This window comes from Saccharothrix sp. HUAS TT1, assembly GCF_040744945.1.
Taxonomy (GTDB): domain Bacteria; phylum Actinomycetota; class Actinomycetes; order Mycobacteriales; family Pseudonocardiaceae; genus Actinosynnema.
In genome coordinates this window covers 1,587,912-1,606,797 of record NZ_CP160453.1, presented here as the reverse complement: position 1 = coordinate 1,606,797, position 18,886 = coordinate 1,587,912, and the positions used below count along the sequence as shown (strand labels likewise).

The 18,886-nt window shown below is 71.3% G+C and carries 20 protein-coding genes; 8 read left to right on the top strand and 12 right to left on the bottom strand.

The window, feature by feature from the left end; translation table 11 throughout:
- Nucleotides 1-6 precede the first annotated feature (6 nt).
- Nucleotides 7-909 (top strand): ROK family protein, encoded by a 903-nt coding sequence (locus AB0F89_RS07860; RefSeq protein ID WP_367134047.1) that lies wholly within the window; start codon nucleotides 7-9, stop codon nucleotides 907-909.
- 29 nt (nucleotides 910-938) lie between these two features.
- On the opposite strand, the gene mctP is transcribed toward AB0F89_RS07860, so the two are convergent.
- The 3 genes from mctP to AB0F89_RS07845 form a co-directional block, all read right to left on the bottom strand.
- Nucleotides 939-2,576, bottom strand: a complete 1,638-nt coding sequence (mctP, locus tag AB0F89_RS07855) for a monocarboxylate uptake permease MctP (protein ID WP_367134045.1) — start codon at nucleotides 2,574-2,576, stop codon at nucleotides 939-941.
- Nucleotides 2,576-2,842 carry a DUF3311 domain-containing protein gene (locus tag AB0F89_RS07850; protein ID WP_367134043.1) on the bottom strand — a complete coding sequence of 89 codons (267 nt, stop codon included), beginning with the start codon at nucleotides 2,840-2,842 and terminating at the stop codon, nucleotides 2,576-2,578. The genes mctP and AB0F89_RS07850 overlap by 1 nt, the downstream gene beginning before the upstream one ends.
- Nucleotides 2,843-2,975: 133 nt before the next feature.
- Nucleotides 2,976-3,668, bottom strand: coding sequence for a GntR family transcriptional regulator (locus tag AB0F89_RS07845; protein WP_367134041.1), 693 nt, complete (start codon nucleotides 3,666-3,668; stop codon nucleotides 2,976-2,978).
- Between the two features lie 134 nt (nucleotides 3,669-3,802).
- Here AB0F89_RS07845 and AB0F89_RS07840 point away from each other — a divergent pair, with 134 nt between their 5' ends.
- Together AB0F89_RS07840 and AB0F89_RS07835 are read left to right on the top strand one after the other, a co-directional pair.
- A complete protein-coding gene (locus tag AB0F89_RS07840; RefSeq protein ID WP_367134038.1) occupies nucleotides 3,803-5,059 on the top strand; it encodes a hypothetical protein in 1,257 nt (418 codons plus the stop codon).
- A 5-nt stretch (nucleotides 5,060-5,064) separates the two neighbouring features.
- Complete coding sequence (locus AB0F89_RS07835; protein ID WP_367134036.1) at nucleotides 5,065-5,895, top strand: septum formation family protein; 831 nt, start codon at nucleotides 5,065-5,067, stop codon at nucleotides 5,893-5,895.
- Nucleotides 5,896-6,165: 270 nt separating this feature from the next.
- On the opposite strand, the gene AB0F89_RS07830 is transcribed toward AB0F89_RS07835, so the two are convergent.
- The 3 genes from AB0F89_RS07830 to AB0F89_RS07820 form a co-directional block, all read right to left on the bottom strand.
- Nucleotides 6,166-7,977, bottom strand: coding sequence for a phosphoenolpyruvate carboxykinase (GTP) (locus tag AB0F89_RS07830; protein WP_367134034.1), 1,812 nt, complete (start codon nucleotides 7,975-7,977; stop codon nucleotides 6,166-6,168).
- Between the two features lie 395 nt (nucleotides 7,978-8,372).
- Complete coding sequence (locus AB0F89_RS07825) at nucleotides 8,373-8,864, bottom strand: GNAT family N-acetyltransferase (RefSeq protein WP_367134032.1); 492 nt, start codon at nucleotides 8,862-8,864, stop codon at nucleotides 8,373-8,375.
- Between the two features lie 7 nt (nucleotides 8,865-8,871).
- Entirely contained in the window at nucleotides 8,872-9,135 is a 264-nt protein-coding gene (locus AB0F89_RS07820; RefSeq protein WP_367134030.1) for a hypothetical protein, read from the bottom strand.
- 100 nt (nucleotides 9,136-9,235) lie between these two features.
- Between AB0F89_RS07820 and AB0F89_RS07815 the strand changes: the two genes are divergently transcribed.
- Both AB0F89_RS07815 and AB0F89_RS07810 read left to right on the top strand, forming a co-directional pair.
- Nucleotides 9,236-10,096, top strand: a complete 861-nt coding sequence (locus tag AB0F89_RS07815) for a helix-turn-helix domain-containing protein (RefSeq protein ID WP_367134028.1) — start codon at nucleotides 9,236-9,238, stop codon at nucleotides 10,094-10,096.
- The gene (locus AB0F89_RS07810) at nucleotides 10,093-10,281 is read left to right on the top strand and encodes a DUF397 domain-containing protein (RefSeq protein ID WP_367134026.1); all 189 of its coding nucleotides are present in this window, start codon (nucleotides 10,093-10,095) and stop codon (nucleotides 10,279-10,281) included. Before AB0F89_RS07815 ends, AB0F89_RS07810 begins: the two co-directional genes overlap by 4 nt.
- Here the strand turns inward: AB0F89_RS07810 and AB0F89_RS07805 are convergent.
- The 6 genes from AB0F89_RS07805 to AB0F89_RS07780 all read right to left on the bottom strand — a co-directional run bounded on the left by AB0F89_RS07805 (nucleotide 10,275) and on the right by AB0F89_RS07780 (nucleotide 16,330).
- Nucleotides 10,275-10,499: an Imm1 family immunity protein gene (locus AB0F89_RS07805; protein ID WP_367134024.1), complete on the bottom strand. Its 225-nt coding sequence runs from the start codon at nucleotides 10,497-10,499 to the stop codon at nucleotides 10,275-10,277. The two genes, AB0F89_RS07810 and AB0F89_RS07805, sit on opposite strands and share 7 nt — an antisense overlap.
- Nucleotides 10,500-10,640: 141 nt before the next feature.
- Nucleotides 10,641-11,315, bottom strand: a complete 675-nt coding sequence (locus AB0F89_RS07800; RefSeq protein ID WP_367134022.1) for a hypothetical protein — start codon at nucleotides 11,313-11,315, stop codon at nucleotides 10,641-10,643.
- A gap of 101 nt (nucleotides 11,316-11,416) precedes the next feature.
- On the bottom strand, nucleotides 11,417-12,505 hold the full coding sequence (locus tag AB0F89_RS07795) for a hypothetical protein (protein ID WP_367134020.1): 1,089 nt from the start codon (nucleotides 12,503-12,505) through the stop codon (nucleotides 11,417-11,419).
- A 96-nt stretch (nucleotides 12,506-12,601) separates the two neighbouring features.
- Nucleotides 12,602-14,425 (bottom strand): dynamin family protein, encoded by a 1,824-nt coding sequence (locus AB0F89_RS07790; RefSeq protein WP_367134018.1) that lies wholly within the window; start codon nucleotides 14,423-14,425, stop codon nucleotides 12,602-12,604.
- A 13-nt stretch (nucleotides 14,426-14,438) separates the two neighbouring features.
- Nucleotides 14,439-14,816: a nucleotide exchange factor GrpE gene (locus AB0F89_RS07785; protein ID WP_367134016.1), complete on the bottom strand. Its 378-nt coding sequence runs from the start codon at nucleotides 14,814-14,816 to the stop codon at nucleotides 14,439-14,441.
- The gene (locus AB0F89_RS07780; protein WP_367134014.1) at nucleotides 14,813-16,330 is read right to left on the bottom strand and encodes a dynamin family protein; all 1,518 of its coding nucleotides are present in this window, start codon (nucleotides 16,328-16,330) and stop codon (nucleotides 14,813-14,815) included. Before AB0F89_RS07780 ends, AB0F89_RS07785 begins: the two co-directional genes overlap by 4 nt.
- Before the next feature lie 86 nt (nucleotides 16,331-16,416).
- On the opposite strand from AB0F89_RS07780, the gene AB0F89_RS07775 reads away from it, so the two are divergent.
- The 3 genes from AB0F89_RS07775 to AB0F89_RS07765 all read left to right on the top strand — a co-directional run bounded on the left by AB0F89_RS07775 (nucleotide 16,417) and on the right by AB0F89_RS07765 (nucleotide 18,863).
- Nucleotides 16,417-16,893 carry a hypothetical protein gene (locus AB0F89_RS07775; RefSeq protein WP_367134012.1) on the top strand — a complete coding sequence of 159 codons (477 nt, stop codon included), beginning with the start codon at nucleotides 16,417-16,419 and terminating at the stop codon, nucleotides 16,891-16,893.
- 121 nt (nucleotides 16,894-17,014) lie between these two features.
- Complete coding sequence (locus AB0F89_RS07770) at nucleotides 17,015-18,178, top strand: sensor histidine kinase (RefSeq protein WP_367138765.1); 1,164 nt, start codon at nucleotides 17,015-17,017, stop codon at nucleotides 18,176-18,178.
- Between the two features lie 28 nt (nucleotides 18,179-18,206).
- Nucleotides 18,207-18,863, top strand: coding sequence for a response regulator (locus tag AB0F89_RS07765; RefSeq protein WP_367134010.1), 657 nt, complete (start codon nucleotides 18,207-18,209; stop codon nucleotides 18,861-18,863).
- Nucleotides 18,864-18,886 lie beyond the last annotated feature (23 nt).

Here is an 18,886-nt window from a genome sequence, read left to right as displayed (position 1 = left end):
GCCGGCGTGACGGATCTGGTGCTGGCACTGGACGTCGGCGGCACCAAGGTCGCCGGCGCGCTGGTGGAACGGGGTGGCGCGGTGCGCCGGGCGGTGCGGGCGCCGACGCCGCTCGGGTCCGCCGAGGAGACGTGGGGCGCGGTGGCGTCCGTGGTCGAGCAGGTGCTGCGGGGCGAGGGCGTGGCCGGGGTCGGCATCGCGTCGGCCGGGCCGGTCGACCTGGGCGCGGGGACGGTGAGCCCGATCAACGTGCCGGGGTGGCGCGGTTTCCCGCTCCGGGACCGGGTGTCCGAGCTGTTGCCGGGCGTGCCGGTGGAGCTGGCGGGCGACGGGGCGTGCATGGCGCTCGGCGAGCACTGGCTCGGCGCGGGGCGTGGCAGCCGGTTCATGCTCGGGCTCGTGGTGAGCACCGGGGTCGGCGGCGGGCTGGTCCTCGGCGGGCGGCCGTTCGGCGGGCGGACCGGGAACGCCGGGCACGTCGGGCACGTGGTGGTCGAGCCGGACGGCGAGCCGTGCGCGTGCGGCGGGCGCGGGTGCGCGGAGGCGGTGGCGGGCGGGCCGCGGCTGGTGGCGTGGGCGCGGCGGCACGGCTGGCAGGCGCCGGACGACGCCGACGCGGCGCTGCTCGCGGCGGCGGCCGGCGCGGGTGAGGAGATCCCGAGGGCCGCGTTCGAGCGGGCCGGGCGGGCGGTCGGGCTGGCCATCGCGGCGACGGCCGCGGTGGTGGACCTGGACCTCGCGGTGGTCGGCGGCGGGGTGGCGCAGGCGGGGGACCTGCTGCTCGACCCGATCCGCCGGACCGTCGCCGACCACTGCGGACTGTCCTACCTGGACACCTTGCGGGTCGAGCCCGCCCGGCTGGGCGGCCGGGCGGGGCTCGTCGGTGCGGCGCGGTTGGCCCTGGGCTGACCGCGCCCGGGGCTGACCGCGCCCGCCCGCTAGTGCGCGGAGGCGATCGGCTTGACCCGGTCGCTGTCCTCGTCCACGTGGTAGTCGTCGGCCTGCGTCTGGTCGGTCCCGTTGAACACCCGGGCCTTCTTCAGGATCAGCGTCACGATGACGGCGACCAGCAGGTTCACCACGATGGCGAGCGCGCCCGCGTAGATCTGCACGGTGGAGCCCTCGAACGGGTGCCAGCCGAACACCGACAGCTTGCCCAGCGGCAGCGCGGAACCGGCGAAGTGCGCCTTGCCGATGGCCGGGTTGCCGATGTTGTACAGCAGCCACATGCCGTAGCCCATGCCGGCGACCCAGCCCGCGATGAGGCCGTACACGTGGAACCAGCGCGTGTACAGCGCGATGGCCACCGCGGGCAGCGTCTGCAGGATCATCACACCGCCCATGAGCTGGAGGTCGATGGAGAACTGCGGGTCGATGAACACGATGAACGCGACCGCGCCGAACTTCACCACCAGCGACGCCAGCTTGGCCTGCTTGGCCTCCTGCGCCGGCGTGGCGTCCTTCTTCATGTACTCCTTGTAGATGTTGCGCGTCCACAGGTTGGCCGCCGCGATCGACATGATCGCCGCGGGCACCAGGGCGCCGATCGCGATGGCCGCGTACGCGACGCCGGCGAACCAGCTCGGGAACTCCTGGCCGAACAGCACCGGCACGATGGTGTTGGTGTCCGGGCGGCCGGTGGCCTGGTTGGTGATCGGCTTGACGCCCGCGCTGATGGCGACGAAGCCCAGCATCGCCAGCAGGCCGAGCAGCAGCGAGTACGCGGGCAGCGCGACCATGTTCCGCTTGATCACGTTGCGGCCGCGCGAGGCCAGGATGCCGGTCAGCGAGTGCGGGTAGAGGAACAGCGCCAGCGCCGAGCCCAGCGCGAGCGTCGCGTACTGGAGCTGGTTGTTGGCGTTGAGGAGGATGCCGTCGGCCTTGTTCTCCGACGCGGTGTACTTCGCCTGGGCGGTGTCGAAGATCGCGCCCCAGCCGCCGAACTTCGACGGCAGGTAGATCACCGCGACCAGGATGACGATGTAGATCAGCGTGTCCTTGACGAACGCGATCAGCGCGGGCGCGCGCAGGCCCGACTGGTAGGTGTAGAGCGCGAGGATCACGAACGCGATGAACAGCGGCAGGTGGCCGAGGATGCCGGAGCCGTTGAGGCCCATCGTGCGCAGCACGGCCTCCAGGCCGACCAGCTGCAGCGCGATGTAGGGCATCGTGGCGACGATGCCGGTGACCGCCACCAGCAGCGCGAGCCAGTGCGAGCCGTACCGGCCGCGGACGAAGTCCGCCGGCGTCACGTAGCCGTGCACGCGGGACACCGACCACATGCGCACCAGCGGCAGGAACACGATCGGGTACAACACGATCGTGTAGGGCAGCGCGTAGAAGCCGAGCGCGCCCGCGCCGAACACCAGTGCGGGCACCGCCACGAACGTGTAGGCGGTGTACAGGTCACCGCCGACCAGGAACCAGGTGATCCAGGAGCCGAACTTGCGGCCGCCGAGGCCCCACTCGTCCAGGTGGTCGAGGGTGTCGCCCGCCTTCCACTTCGCCGCGACGAAGCCCAGCACGGTGACCAGCAGGAACAGCGCGCTGAACACCACCAACTCGGTCCACTGCATTACTTGGCCCCCTCGTCCAGGTCATCGACGCCCAGCAGGTCCGGCTTGCCCTTGACGACGGGTTCGTCCTTGGTCTTGACGTAGACCAGGCCGACGCACAGCACCCCGACCGGGACCCAGGCGAACTGGTACCAGTAGAAGAACGGCAGCCCCAGGACCCTCGGCTCGTCGAAGTTGAACCAGGTCGTGATGAGCATGAGCAGCGGAACCAGCAGGAGCAGGTTCCAGTTGCTCCAGCGGAGGCTGGATTTTCGAGCAGACGACATGTGCCCCTCCGTACGGCGGCCCGGTGACGCAGTGACGCGGTGTCGCGCGATGCTAGGCCGGAGGAAGGACAGTAGTCACCATTTCAGGTGGGTTATGGACGGATGACGTAGTTGGATCGTGACCAACCACCAGTCACCGCAGGCCGGTGACCAGGTGCTGCTCGGCGCGGTCGAAGTAGGTCAGCAAAGCTTCTTCGGCCTGCCGAACCTCGCCCGCGTCCAGGCGGTCCACGATGGACTGGTTCAGGGCCAGGTAGTCGCGGTAGAACTCCTCGTGGTCGCCCATCACGTGGAAGGCCAGCCGGAGCTCGGCGAGCAGGCGCTCGACCTCCTCGTCCAGCCGGGCGCTGCCGGCCAGCGCGGTGATGGCCCGGTGGAACTTGACGTTCGCGGTGCCGACGCCGGTCCAGTCGTCCCGCTCCCGGCAGGACAGTCCGAGCGCGACGGCGTCGCGGACGGCCTGGCGCGCGTCCTCGTCCACGTCCGGCCAGCGGCGGATCGCGCCGCACTCGATGACGCGGCGGGCGGCGTAGAGGTCGACCACGTCGGGCACGTCGGGGCGGCGGACGAAGACGCCCTTGCTGTACTCGTGCACCAACAGGCGTTCGTGGGTGAGCAGCCGGAACGCCTCGCGCAGGGTGTTGCGGGAGACCCGGAGCGCTTCGCCGAGGGCCTTCTCGTTGAGCTGCTGGCCGGGCTTGATGCCGCCGTCGAGGACGCCGGCCCGCAGCTTGTCCGCGACCCGCTCGGCGGTGCTGGAGCGGTCGAGGTCGCCGCGCTCCTTCGCCAGGGCGTTGAGCCAGCCGTCCGCCTGAGCCGTCGTCATGTTGAACGAGTCTAGTGCCGTACGAGACAAATGAAGTATTGCAGGATCGTTCAACAACAGGTCGGGATCACTGCGTCCGATCGGCGGCCGTTCGGCGGGTTCTGGATCCAGCCGTGGTCGGGGAGCATCGTCGAGTGACCAGACGACTCCGCGCAGTGATCACGCTCACCCTCGGTCTGTCCCTCCTCTCCCTGCCCGGCATCGCGCACGCGCAGCCCGCGCCGTGCTTCGACCCCACTGCGCCCACCACCGTGGAAGAGCAGCGGTTGGACGACCGGCTCGTGCCGGACGGGCCGGCGGTCGGGCCCGAGCTGGTCCGGCTGGGCGGTTTCGACGACGACGTCAGCCGGTTCACCACGCGCCTGTGCGAGCCGATGTCGCACAGCCAGGCCCTCTACCACGTGGCGGCCGGCGGGACGCAGCTGTGGCAGGCGGCCGTGCGGCGGGCGCAGGCGCCGCAGACCTGGGACTCCTACGACGACCGGCCGCTGTACTGGGCGCGGCTGCTCGCGACCAAGGCGCTGCGGCAGTGGCAGCCCCGCCCCTGGCAGCCCACCGCCGCGGACCGGGCGAAGCTGGTCGAGGTCTTCGACCGCGCCTCGCGGGGCGTCTTCGACGTGCGGTTCGCCGGCGGGGTGCGGCGGATCGCGGTGACCGGGTTCGACCCGTTCCAGCTCAGCGGCACGTCGGTGCGGCGCAGCAACCCGGCCGGGGCGGCGGCGTTGCGGCTGGACGGCAAGGTGGTCGACACGCCGTCCGGGCCCGCCGTGGTGGAGGCGGCCGTGCTGCCGGTGCTGTGGGGTTCGTTCGACCAGGGGATCGTGGAGCGGTTCTACGGCACGGCGCTGGCCTCCGGGCCGACCGCGCTGGTCACGATCAGCCAGGGCAGGCCCGGTCGGTTCGACGTCGAGCGCTGGGCCGGGCGGTGGCGGGGCGGGTTCCCGGACAACGACGACGTGTCGGCCCTCGGCGTCGTGCCGGACGCGGCCGGGTGGCCGCAGCCCGCGCACGAGTTCATCGAGACGACGCTGCCGCACCAGCGCATGGTCGACGCCGGGACCACGCCGTTCCCGGTGTTCTACAACCGGGAGTTCTGCGAGTGGCCGGTGGGCGCGGTCCCCGGCACGGGCGCGCCGGACTGCCGCACCGACGAGCCGACGCCCGGCGCGGCGGCGGCGAGCGGCAGCGGTGGCGACTACCTGTCCAACGAGTCGATGTACCGGGCGAACCGGCTGCGGCTGGGGCTGTCGGCCACCGCGACCGCGGGCGGCCACCTGCACACGCCGGTGCTCGGCCAGCCCGCCGACCCGGCCGCGCTCACCGACCCGGCGTTCGAGCGGGACCGCCGGGCGATCGCCGACCAGGTGGTCGCGCTGGTGTCGGTAACCTGACCGTCGTGGAGGGCTGGCGGGCGGCGGTCGTGGCACTGTCCGCGCTGGTGCTCGCCGCCTGCACGACCCCGGTCGCGGGCGTCCCGGACGCCGCGGTCGTCCGGCCGTCCCTCACCCCGACCCCCGACCTGCTGCCGAAGGCGGGCCAGTGCACGGACACCGGCCTGGAGGTGCTGGACTGCGCGACCGGGCACGAGGCCGAGGTGACCGAGGTCGGCGTGCTGGAAGGGCTCGGCGACGCGTACCCGGACGACCGCGACCTGCGCCGGGCCGTCCTGCCCGCGTGCCGGGCGGCGCTCACCGCGTACCTCGGCAGCCCCGACCACGACGCCACCCGCCTGCGGGCGCACGCGTTCTGGCCGAGCCGGGACGGGTGGGCCAGGGGCGACCGCTGGCGGGTGTGCGCGGTGGTGGAGCTGAAGCCGGACGGCGGCCGGGTGCGGCGCGAGAGCAGCGCCAGGGACCTGCTCAAGGCGGCCGGGTTCGGCACCGTGCAGCTGTGCGCGACCGCGTCGCCGGGGGCGGCCGAGGACCCCGGGATCACCGCCTGCGACCAGCCGCACCGGGCCGAGGCCGTGCCGGGTGTGCTCGCGCTCGGTGGTCACCGCGACCCCGCGCCGTCGGTCGAGCAGGTGAACGCCGCGGCGGCCGAGCACTGCGGCAGGGCCGTGACGAACTACGTCGGCGCGCGGCGCGAGGACGTCTTCGCGTCGTGGCGCGCGTTCGGCAGCCAGGCGTGGTCCGAGGGCTACACGTCGGCGATCTGCTACGCCGAGGCGGTCCGCCCGTTCACCGGCAGGCTGTGGGGGCTGGGCGCCAACCCGCTGCCGGGCTGACCCACAGGCTGTGCACAGCTCCATCCACAGGCTGTGGACAACTGGTCCCGACACCTCGCCGGCGGCAGCGGCACCAGGTCCCCACGACCGGTTCGACCAGCGCCGGACCGGTGTGCACAGCCGGTCCTGTGGACAACGGCACGGCTGGGGACAGCTCCCCCACCGGCACCAGCAGTCCCACGACTCATCGGGTGTCACACGAAAGAGACCCGGTGGACGCCGTTGGCCACCGGGTCTCCCGCTGAGGGGTTGACGAAACGCCGGCGCGGCTCAGCCGAGCCGCAGGCGCAGCGCCTCCAGCTCGTCGCGCAGCGAGGTCGGCACCTTCTCGCCGATCTTGGCGAACCACTCCTCGATCATCGGGAGCTCGGCCCGCCACTCGTCCGCGTCGAACGCGAGCGCCGCCTCGACGTCCTCGCGCGACGCGTCCAGCCCGTCCAGGTCCAGCTCGCCCGCGGTCGGCACGTGGCCGATCGGCGTCTCGACCGCGGCGGCCTTGCCCTCCAGGCGCTCGACGGCCCACTTCAGCACGCGCGAGTTCTCGCCGAACCCGGGCCACAGGAACCGCTTGTCCTCGCCGCGGCGGAACCAGTTGACGTAGAAGACCTTCGGCAGCTTGTCGGCGTCGGCCGACTTGCCGGTGTCGATCCAGTGCTGGAAGTAGTCACCGGCGTGGTACCCGATGAACGGCAGCATCGCCATCGGGTCGCGGCGCACCACGCCGGTCTTGCCGACGGCGGCGGCGGTCGTCTCGCTGGACAGCGTCGCGCCCATGAACACGCCGTGCTGCCAGTCGCGGGACTCGGTGATCAGCGGGATCGTGGTGGCGCGGCGACCGCCGAAGAAGATGGCCGAGATCGGCACGCCCTTCGGGTCCTCCCACTCCGGCGCCTTGATGTCGCACTGCGAGATCGGCGTGCAGTAGCGGGAGTTCGGGTGCGACGACAGCTCCTCGCCGCCCGGCGCCCAGTCCTGCTTCTTCCACGAGGTCAGGTGCGCGGGCGGCTCGCCCATGCCCTCCCACCACACGTCGCCGTCGTCGGTCAGCGCGACGTTCGTGAACAGCGAGTTCCCCTTCTCGATGGTGCGCATCGCGTTGGGGTTGGTGTGGTAGTCGGTGCCCGGCGCGACGCCGAAGAAGCCGTTCTCCGGGTTGACCGCGTACAGCCGGCCGTCCTCGCCGAACCGCATCCAGGCGATGTCGTCGCCCAGGGTCTCGACCTTCCAGCCGGGGATGGTCGGCTCCAGCATGGCGAGGTTGGTCTTGCCGCAGGCGCTGGGGAACGCCGCCGCGATGTAGTACGCCTTCTGCTCCGGCGAGGTCAGCTTGAGGATCAGCATGTGCTCGGCCAGCCAGCCCTCGTCGCGCGCCATCACCGAGGCGATGCGCAGCGAGTAGCACTTCTTGCCCAGCAGCGCGTTGCCGCCGTAACCCGAGCCGAACGACCAGATCATCCGCTCCTCGGGGAACTGCGTGATGTACTTCGTCTCGTTGCAGGGCCACGGCACGTCGTCCTGGCCCGGCTCCAGCGGCGCGCCGATCGAGTGCAGCGCCTGGACGAACTCGGCGTCGTCGCCGAATCGCTTCAGCGCCTTCGTGCCCATGCGGGTCATGATGTGCATCGAGACGACGACGTACTCGGAGTCGGTGATCTCGACGCCCAGCATCGGCTTCTCCGCGTCCAGCGGGCCCATGCAGAACGGGATCACGTACATCGTCCGACCGCGCATGCACCCGCGGTACAGCTCGGTCATGATCCCCTTCATCTCGGCGGGATCCATCCAGTTGTTCGTCGGGCCCGCGTCCTGCGGGTCCACCGAGCAGATGAAGGTGCGCTCCTCGACCCGCGCCACGTCGGTCGGGTCGGACGCCGCCCAGAACGAGTTGGGTTTCTTCTTCAGCGGGACGAAGGTGCCCGCGTCCACCAGTTTGGCGGTGAGCCGGTCCCACTCGTCCTGGGAACCATCGGCCCACACCACCTCATCGGGGCAGGTCAGCTCGGCGACCTCGCGCACCCAGGAGAGCAGGCGCGGGTGGTCGGTGGGTGCCTGGTCGAGACCGGGAATGGTCACTGCCGTCATCTCGTCTCGTCTCCTAGCTGAGCGCCAAGCCCACGGTGGACGTCGTCGTCCTGGTGGGACGTCCTCGGGAATGGCTCCGCCCGCCCGGTGGAGGGCGTGCCGTTTAAGGGGATAGACGGAGGTTAGCCGGGTTAATCCCCGGCAACGCACATTCGACCTGTCGGCTGGCTCACAAAACCGATTCTGGAATCGATTCAGCACCCGATCACCCCAAATTCGGCTGTGACCTGGGCTTTAGTCGGCGGAATGCAAGGGCGTCCCGGTGCGTCGATCACCACATCGGCAGGTGTCGACACGGTAACGCGTGAGAGCGCTCTCATGTTCACCCGGAGGAATTCGCGCGACGAATTGCCCGGATTTCTCGACCGTTTCAGAAAGCCTGTTCGGAGGCGCTTTCAGTTGTGCCGCAACGGATTCGGCCCGTCCAGCCGCCGGTAGTACTGGACCTGGGGGAACGGCGTGAAGCCCGCGCGTTCGTAGGTGCGGCGGGCCGCCGCGTGCCCGGGGTCGCCACCGGTCCCCACGACCGCCAGCGTGACACCGGCCTCGCGCAGGTGGTCGACGGCGCGCTCGGTGAGCGCCGACCCGATCCCCCGTCGCTGGTGGTCGGGGTCGACGGCCAGCATGTGGATCTCGCCGTCACCCACGCGGACCGCCACGAACCCGACGGCGCGGCCCCGCAGGTCGGCCACCCACACGGCTGTCGCGTCGTCCCGGCAGACGTCCTCGACGGCCTTCGCCTGGCTCGACACCCAGTCCGGGAACAGCGCCTCGTAGATCGGCTTGCCCAGGACGGCGCGGAACGAGTCGAACACAGGAGCCCAAGCGCGCAGCGAGAACTCCACGACGGTGGCGACGTCGTCGGCCGTCAGCGGGCGGATGACCATCCGGTCATCATCGCGACAGGCGCACCACCCCCGCACCCGATTTCCCGGCCAGGTCCGCCTCCGCGCGGGCGATGGCCGCGTCGAAGGCCGCCCGGAAATCGGCGATCGAGGTGTCTTCGAGCTGGAAGCAGAACTCGTCGTCCGGACCGAGGAGTTCGAGCACGCCGTCGTTCACGTTGATCGTGCAGACGGCCGCCTCACCCCGGTCGGTCTGGCACCTCAACAGCCACTCCCGCCGCTCCCGGTCCTTGCGGATCACCCTCCGCGCCACGCTTGCCTCCTACCTGGTTGTATGTGCTCGGATACACGGTGTAACCCCTATAGATTAGGGTTTCGATAGCCTGATAGCGATAACCCGATGGAGTGGACACATGGCGCTGGCGCGGCAGACCATCGAGCGCCTTCAGCTCGGGCTCGAACTCACGCGGCTGCGCAACCAGGCGAAGAAGTCCCAGGGCGAGGCCGGCGCGGCGATCGGCCGCACTCCCGGCCGGGTCAGCCAGGTCGAGAACGGCCGAGGCGGGCTGGGTGCGGAGGAGCTGACCAAGCTGCTCGACTTCTACGGCGCGCGGGGTCGGGAGCGGGAGACCATCCTCGCCCTCGGGGCCGCTGCCCGGCGCCGGGCTCCGCGTCGGGGTTACGTCGACAACCTGCCGGAACCCTTCCAACGGCTGGCCGAGCTGCAGGCCGCCGCCGACAGCATCCACTGGTACGAGTGCGGGGTGATCCCCGGCTTGGTCCAGTCGAAGGACTACGTCCGGGCGATCATGGCCCTGTCCAACTCGATCTACTGGCCCGACTCCGAGGCGGAGACCGCCGAGCGCATCGCGTTCCGCCTGGACCACCAGCGACGGGTGCTCGAAACCGGCGAGCCCAAGCGGATCGGGATCGTCTTCACCGAGGACTCGCTGGACAACGTGGTCGGTGACGCCTCGGTGATGCGCGGGCAGGTCCTGCACCTGCTCCAACTCCTGGAGCGGCGGGTGGACATCCGGATCGTGCCGAAGGGGACCGCCAACAACCCGGCACTCGGCGGTGGGCTGGTGGTGCTGGACTTCCCCCAGGCCACACCGGTGGGCTTCGCGTCGGTTCTGCACGGCCCCGCCACCTACTACGATCAAGCCGAGGACGTCGAGCCGATCCAGCGGATCTTCAGCCGGGTCGAGGAGCTGGCGCTGAGTCGAGCGGACACCCGAGCACTGCTGATCGAACGGATCAAGGAGGGCACGTGACCACGCGCGACACGGGCTGGTTCAAGAGCACTCACAGCTCTGGCGGCAGCAACGCTTGCGTCGAGGTGCGGTTGGCCCCGACCACCGTGGGCGTGCGGGACTCCAAGAACCCCGACGGGCCGCGCTTCTCGTTCACGTCCCGCGCCTGGTCCTCGTTCCTCGCCCGCCTCGCCGACCGTCAGTAGACGGCCGACACGTCCCACTCGACGCACGTCGGGCGCCGGCCGGTACGCATGAACTCGTGCAACGCCTCCCGCCAGAGGTCCAGCGGCAGCACGGCGTGCCTCGGGAACTCGGTCATCACCGCTTTGTCGATGTACAAGGGCGGCGCGTCGGCAGGCGGTTCCCAGCTCTCGCACCGGGCTACCCACACCCCGCCGGCATCGTCGGAATCGATCTTCACCTGGTGATCGGGCCGTCCCCGACGACCGACCCCCGGCCGCTCCCGTGCCACGAGAACGAGCGGGTTTGGCTGGTGGTTGACGAGCACGTACGCCAGGACATCGGCCGGCGACTTCGGCCGGGCTCGTGGGCGCGTGCGGGCTCAGTTCGGGCTGATCCACTGGCCGGTGACGGAGTCGATCCGCACCACGCCCGAGACGGTCACCTTCTCGCCCGACCACAACTCGTCGCTGTCCGGCGTGTACTTGCCGTCCTCGCCGATCCGCCCGTGCTCGACCTCGGTCCACTCGTCGTCACCGGTGTGCTTGGAGACCGTGACCTCGCCGTCCTGGGTGATCTCGGTGGCCAGGTCGGCGGTGCCGTCGCCGTCGGCGTCGGTGAACAGCCAGGTGTCGCCGTCCTCGTCCTTGACCACGGCGGTGTCGGCGCGGCCGTCGCCGTCGGTGTCCTCGGTCGCGGGGCCGACGTCCTGGTCCGCGCCGTCCTCCATGTCGACCACGATCGACTTGCCGGCGTTCGTGTTCGCCTGCCGGCCGGGGTCGTCGTCCGGGTCGACGGCGACCCACTCGCCGGAGTCCTCGTCGAACTCGGCCTGGCTCGTCAGCTCGCCGTCGGCGTCGAACGTGCTCATCAGGTCGGCTTCGCCGTCGCCGTCGGTGTCGCTGAACGCAAGGTGCCCGCCGTCGCCGGTCTCCACGACCGCGCTCTCCTCGACACCGTCCTGGTCGAGGTCGTAGGTCGCCTCGGCGGTGTACTCCTCGTCGCCGACCGTGACCTTCAGCTCGCCGTCGGTCGCGCCTGTCTCGTCGATGTACACCGTGTCCCACCCTCCTGCGTCCTGTACCGGGTAAGACTCACGTTATGCCTGTTCGGTTCCCCTAGGAAGCTCCGACACGCAAGCCCCCAGGCGGCCGGCGGTCAGAGATCACTCGTGGTGGTCGCGGTTTCCAGGGAGTGGAGCGACACGTACCGCTGCCTCTGCACGAAAGCGGACCCCCTGCCGGAGCCGTCGTGCGGCAGGGCCGCAGCGAGGCGTCGGCGGGAGGGGTGCCCGGAACCGGTCAACAGGAAAACCTGATAACGACCGTCCTTCCAGACCGCGCTTGACGCGTCGATGACGTTGCCGATCTTCCGGTCGTATCGATCGGTCGACGCCCGCAACCGGTCGGCTTCTTCCGCTGTCCACTCCACGTTGTCACGTCGGTGCAAAACTGCCGGGACGTCCTGCTTGATCTCACGATCAGCGTAGAAAGCGATGCGCTCGACCGGGCGGAAACCACGGCCGGCTTGGCACACGTACGCGTGGCACTGTTCGTAGAGCGCCCAGGCGGACTTGGCCGGGACTACGACGGTGTCCTCCACCTTGGCTGGGCGCTGGGCGTACACATCCATCACGTTGCTGCACCGCTGAAGCCACTTCGCCGCATCCTGGTCTACGAACGCGGCCAATTCGATGACCTGCCTGACCTCGAACGGGACGTCGACGTTGATCGTCGAGTCGTGGTGTGCCAGGCGGTTCCGGAACTTCCGAACCCGCTCGATGGCCACCGCGACCTGCTTTCGCCTGCCGGACGAGTTCGGGAACGCCCGGTGGAGGCAATCGCGCCACAGGTCTTCGTACTTCGGACCGAGGATGCCGGACCAGAACCCGAAGCTGAGCCCCGCGACGATCTGGTGTCGCGATTCCTTGTGCAGTGGCCGCAGCCGCTCACGAACCACGTTCACCGCTTCCGCGACGTGCTCGCCACCCGGCGTCGGCAACAGGAACCACGGAATTCCACAATTCTCCTCGTCGAAGTGATCGCGCAGGCAGCGGTCGATGGCGTTCCGCAGCAACACCTCGAAGTGTCCTACGAGTTCGAAGGCAGCCGACGACGTACGAGCACTCCACTCGTACAGCGCGAGCGCCTTCGTCTTGTCACCACCGGCACTGCGAAGATAGGGAGCCATCCGCGGTTCCGAGAGCATGTTCCACACCACGGATGAATCAACCTCGACGGGCGACATGGCGAGATGGCGAGATGCTACCGTTGGCGGTGAACGCCCCAGTGCCGCCTCTGCTCGCACGCGCCTGGGGCTTCCTCACGACCACGGGCGGGAAGCTCACACGCGGTCGCGGTCGCGGACGGCGCGGATGCGGGCCAGGAGTTCGTCCACCTTCAGCCGGCCGGCGGTCAGCTCGGCCACCCGGCGCGTGACGGCCTGCAGCGCGCGGGTGCGTTCGCCCGCTTCCATGCGCAGCGCCTTGTCGACCTCGCGCAGCTCCGCCTCGATCGCGTCGACCCGCTTGCCGAGCGCGTCGTCCAGCGCCAGCGACAGCTGCTGCTCGGCCTCGATCAGCTGCTCGGCCACCAGCTGGTCCACAGTGGACCTGGCGTCCGCGATGGCGTCCGACAGCCACTGCTTGAGGTGCTGCTTGTCGGCCGAGTGCTTCCTGGTCCGCGCCATCCACCAGCCCGCGCCCAGGCCGAGCACGATGGTCACCGGCAGCACGACCGGGTTCAGCGCCGCCACCCCGAGCCCGGCCAGCGGCAGCGCGGCCAGCCGGCCCGCGCCCAGGCCGCCGGACACGCCCATGAACACCAGCAGCTTGTCCTCGGCGGTCGGCGCCCGCTTCTCTGGTGGCCGCAGCACGACCGGCGGGGTCGCGCCGCGCGCGAACTGGCCCCGGATCACCGCCAGCTCCTCCGCCGAGAACAGGTCGGCCAGCGCCGAGTCGGCGACCTTGGTCAGCCGCACGGCCAACCCGGCGCTGATCCGGCCGGACACCACCTGCAGCGCCGCGTCCACCTCCTGCGGCAACGTCGCCAGCCGCTCGCGCGACGCCGAGTCGATGGCCGTGCGGAACCACGCCTGCACGTCCCGCATCTGCCTGCTGACCTCGTGCGAGCCCTCCACCCTGGCCCGCTGCACCTCGCCGCGCAGCCGCACCTGCCAGCTGCGCGTCGACGAGCGGCGCTGCGAGTTCAGCTCGTCGCGCCGGTCGCGCAGCGTCTCCGCTTCCTCCTCGCCGGACGACAGCGCGCGCTTGTCCGCCTCGCTGCGCGCGATCAGCTCGTCCAGCACGGTCGCCAGCGCGCGCAGCCCGTTGGCCTCGCCGAGCATCGCCGCCCGGCCGACCACCAGCTCCTGCAACGCCTCCTGCAGCGCGCCGATCCCGGACCGCTCGCGCAGCATCGCCGCCGCGTCCGGGTTCGGCGCCTTGGCCGCCAGCTCGAACACCCTTGACGACACCGGGTGGAACACCGCGCCCCGGAACCGCGGCGCGTGCTCGGCCAGCAGCGCCTGGTCGGCCTCCAGCACCTGCCGCCAGCCGCGGTACTGGTCGACCTTGGTCAGCGCGAACACCACGGTCTCGACGCGCTCGCCGACCGTGCGCAGGAAGTCCAGCTCACCGCGGGTGAACGGGGCCGAGGCGTCCACCACGAACAGCAGCGCGGTCGCGGTGGCGGCGGCCTCGGCGGCCAGCTCGCCGTGCGCCGAGTCGAGCCCGCCGACGCCCGGCGTGTCCACCACGGACAGCCGTTCGAGCAGCGGGATCGGCGCGTCGACCTCGACGTGGCGCGGCGGCAGCATGCCCTCGGGCAGCTCGTGCGCCGCCGACACCCAGTTCACGATCTCGGACCGGTCGAACGGCACCGGCGACATCGACCCGGCGTAGCAGGCGCGGGCCGACCACTCCTCGCCGTGCCGGAACACCAGGTACGTCGCGGTCGCCACCTCGGCGTCGACCGGTGACAGGCCCGGTGTCGCCAGCAGGGCGTTGACCAGCGAGCTCTTGCCGCGGTTCGTCTCGCCGACGACCACCACCGACGCCGGGCCGGCCCGCCGCCCCTCCACGAACGACGCGGCGGACGGGTCGAGCGAGCGGACCAGGTTCGTCAGCTTCTCCCTGGTCTGCCGGACCACCTGCGGGAGGGTGCTCATCAGGCCCGACCCCTCAACGCGTCGTGTACACGGTGACGACCGGCGCGCGCAGCGTCCGGCCGCGATCGGCGAAGCCGACCACCTCGGTCTCGGCGACCAGGCCGTCCAGCGACGCGTCGCCCGTCGGCACCGTGCCGCCCGCCTCGTGCCGCGACGGGTCGAACCGCTCGCCGTCCGGCCGCAGCGCGATCACGCCGATCGCCGCCAGGCCCTCTTCGAGCCGTTCCACGACGCCGGCGCTGCGGGCCCGGTCCAGCGCGTACAGGCACAGCTGCACCAGGGCGCGCCGCTCGGCCAGCGCCTGGTCGAGCAGTTCGTCGGCGATGGTGGTCTCCAGCACACTCTCCACAGCGTGGTCGGACGCCCCGCCGACCGGTTCCGTTCCGCTCATCGCCGTCCCCGCAGTTGTTGCCAGATCAGGAAGTACGCCCGGTGCACCACGTGCGCCACCCGGCTCTGCGCGGGTGTCGCGCCGAACGACGCGAAGGAGCGCCACCAGCCCGCCCGCTCCAGGGCGTAGGCCATCAGCTCCCGCGGCGGCCTGCCGCGCAGGCCCAGCTGCTCGGACACGTCCGGCGAGCTGCCGAACCGCAGCACCTCTTCCACCAGGTCGTTCGGCATCGCCACGGCGCCGGACGCGACCAGCGTCAACGCCTCCAGCAGCCGCAGCTGGTGCGCCTCGGGCTTGGCCAGCAGCACCTCGATGGCGTCGTGCACGCGCTGCCGCTCGTTCGGGTCGCCGGAGGCGGCGGCCAGCGACGTCACCGACGCCAGCGCGGCGGCGGCCTTGATGCCGTCGGCCCGCGACCGGAACACCGCGTTGAGCTTGGCCCGCACGCCGTCCAGGCCGGAGGCGTCGAGCAGCTTGCGGCGCAGCGCGCCCGCGGTGATGCCCGGCTCGGCGTCGACGGCTTCGAGCGCCTTGCGGACGCCGTACAGGTCCAGCTTCTCCAGCAGCCGGGTGCGGGTGCCGACCGGCACGTCGCACTCCCAGCCCACGAACAGGTCCGCCGAGATCAGCATGGTCTCGCGGGTGGCGTCGTCCAGCTCGGCCAGCTTGCGCAGCGCGTCCGCGTCGGCGGAGGTGAAGCCGCCGGTCTCGGTCGACTCGGCGACCAGGCCGATCACCGGCAGCACGTCCGCGACCCGCGGCTTGAGGGTGAGCGCCTGCCGCTCGGCGAGCAGCACGGCGGCCCGCCAGGTGTCGCCGTCCGAGCCCTCGACGGTCTCCGCGGCGATGGTGTCGGCCTTGTTCAGCACCGCGATCGCGTTCACCGGTCCCGCCTCGCGGCTCGCGGTGGCGGCGGTGAACGCGGCCAGCGCCTGCTGGTCGTCCGCGCGCACGCCCTGCGTGACGACGTAGAGCACGGCCTCCGCGCCGGCCACCGCGTTGCGCGACACGGGGTCCAGCTCACCGCCGAGCAGCGCCTCGGTGCGGGCCACCGACGCCGCGTCGAGCGAGCCGAGGCCGGGGGTGTCGATCACGGTCAGGTCCCGCAGCACCGCGTTGGTCAGGTACGCCTCGACGTGCGACACCCGGTCGATGTCGACACCGAGGTCCGGCGGGATCGAGCCGTTCGGCTCGAACGGCAGCACCTGCTTGCGGCCGTCGGTGAACACGACCTCGATCCGGTCCACCGTGCCGTACTGGAAGCGGGTCACCAGCCGGGTGCACTCGCCGACGTCCGTCGGTGCGACGCGACGCCCGATCAGCGCGTTGACCAGCGTCGACTTGCCGGACTTGATCCGGCCCGCGACGGCGACCTGCAGCGGGGCGGACAGCCGGCGCAGCACCTCGCGGAACCCCGCCGCGGTGGCGGGCGAGACCTGCGGCTGGAGGCCGACGCAGAGGTTCGCCACCGCCGCCGAGAGCGGACCGGCGAGCTGCTTGGCCTGCGTCGTCACGCCGGAGATCGTGCCACGAGCGGGTGGCGCGCGGTTTGCGAACACGGCGACCGGGGTATTTCCGCGACCGACGAGGGAGGTCCGCCATGGAACAGGGATATGCGGTGTTCCTGCTGCTCGGCGTGGTGCTGGTGCTCATCGACGGGCAGCTGATCTACCGCAGCGGCAAGGGGTACATGAGCCGCGCGTACGGCGATCCGGAGGCGGCCCGTTCGATGACCCGCCTCGCGACGGTGCTCTTCCACCTCGTGGTGCTGGGCCTGCTCGCCATCGTGTCGATCATCACGGTCGAGACCGGCGACCCGGTCAAGGACGTCGTGGTGAAGCTCGGCGTGATGCTCCTGGTCCTGGCCCTGGTGCACGCGGTGACGATGATGATCCTCGGCCGCATCCGCGACCGGCAGCTCCAGCAGCAGCTGGCCGACGAGATGTCCGAGGAGCACCGCCAGTACGAGCAGCAGCGCGCCGTCCCGCCGCAGACGCGGGTGGAACCGGTGCACGGCGCGCCCGCGCCGCGGGTCGGCGAGACCGTCGACCCGACGCAGATCAAGACCGTCCGGTAGGCGGGCGGAGCGGGACCTCCGCTCATCCGCCTGGAGGACTAGGACCGGGTCAGCCCGTGGCGCGACGCGCCCGGGTTCGACCGGTGCCTAACCTGGTGACGTGCGGCGACTGAGCCTGTGGATGCGAGCGCACCCGGTCTTCGGGGACTCCCTGATGGCCGGGTTGCTGCTCGTCTTCGACCTGGGCACGCTGACCGTCGAGCGCATGCCGGTGCCCGGCTCGACGCTGCTGTTCGTCGGCGCGGTGATGATCGTCCCGGTGGTGTTCCGCCGGAAGTACCCGCTCGGCTCGTCCTACGTGATCCTGTTCGGCGGGGCGGTCCAGCTCCTCACCCACGGCGACCTGGAGACCGGGCTGCCGTTCCGGTTGTCGGACTTCGCGCTGGCCATCGCGCTCTACACGGTGGTGGCGTACGTCGGCAGGCGGCAGGGGCTGCTGTACGCGACCTGGCTGGCCACCGGCACGTTCGTGTGGGCGCTGTGGCCGATGGGCGCGACCACCGAGGCCGCGTTCATGGTGTTCGTGATCGCCGTCGTGTTCGGGTTCAGCTGGGCGATGGGCGAGTTCGTCGGCGCCCGCCGCGCCTACAACCGGGAGCTGGAGCAGCGGCTCAAGCTGCTGGAGACCGAGCGCGACCAGCAGGCCAGGATCGCCGTCGGCGAGGAGCGGTCGCGGATCGCGCGCGAGCTGCACGACGTGGTGGCGCACGCGGTGAGCGTGATGGTGGTGCAGGCCGACGGCGCGAGCTACGCGATCAAGTCCAACCCGGACCTGGCCGAGGCCGCGGTGCGGACCATCGCCGACACCGGCAGGCAGGCGTTGACCGAGCTGCGGCGGCTGCTGGGCGTGCTGCGGTCGGAGGACCGGTCCGGCACCCAGTGGACGCCCCAGCCGGACGCGGGCGACCTGCGCGAGCTGGCCGAGAACTGCCGGGCCGCCGGGCTGCCGGTGCGGCTGGAGACGGCCGGCGACCTCGACGCGCTGCCCGCCGGCCTCGGCCTCGGCGTCTACCGGATCGTGCAGGAGGCGCTGACCAACACGCTGAAGCACGCGGGTTCCGGCGCCTCGGCGACCGTCCGCGTCGAGCGGGACGACGACCGGGTGGCGGTGGAGGTGGCCGACGACGGGTTCGGCACGCCCCACGACCTGGTCGCGGTGTCCGGCGGGAACGGGCTGATCGGCATGCGCGAGCGGGCCGGCGTGCTCGGCGGCACGCTGGAGGCGGGCCCCAACCCCGGCGGCGGCTGGCGGGTCCGCGCCGTGCTGCCGCTGGCGCCGTCATAAGGTGCCCGTCGTCGATGGAAGGTGATCCGTGATCCGAGTGCTGCTCGTGGACGACCAGGAACTCATGCGCATGGGGTTCCGGATGGTGCTCGGCGCGCAAGAGGACGTCGACGTGGTCGGTGAGGCCGCGAACGGGCTCGACGCCGTGCAGCTGGCCGACCGGATGCGGCCCGACGTGGTGCTGATGGACGTGCGCATGCCGGTGCTCGACGGGGTCGAGGCGACCAAGCGGATCGCCGAGGCGGGCACCGCGAAGGTGCTCGTGATGACCACGTTCGACATGGACGAGTACGCGTTGTCGGCGTTGCGCAACGGCGCGTCGGGGTTCCTGCTGAAGGACACGCCGCCGGGCGACCTGGTGTCCGCGCTGCGCGCGGTGGCCAGCGGTGACGCCGTGGTGTCGCCCTCGGTGACCAAGCGGCTGCTGAGCCGGTTCCTCGGCGACGGCGGCGGCGAGCTGCGGGACGCGGCGGTGCTGGAGGCGCTGACCGAGCGGGAGCGGGAGGTGCTGGTGCTGATCGCCAAGGGCCTGTCGAACACCGAGATCGCGCGCAAGCTGTTCCTGTCCGAGGCGACGGTGAAGACGCACGTCGGGCGCATCCTGGCGAAGCTGGAGCTGCGGGACCGGGTGCAGGCCGTGGTGCTGGCCTACGAGACGGGGCTGGTCCGGCCCGGCGACGTCTGACCGGGCGAACGCCCGACCGGTCG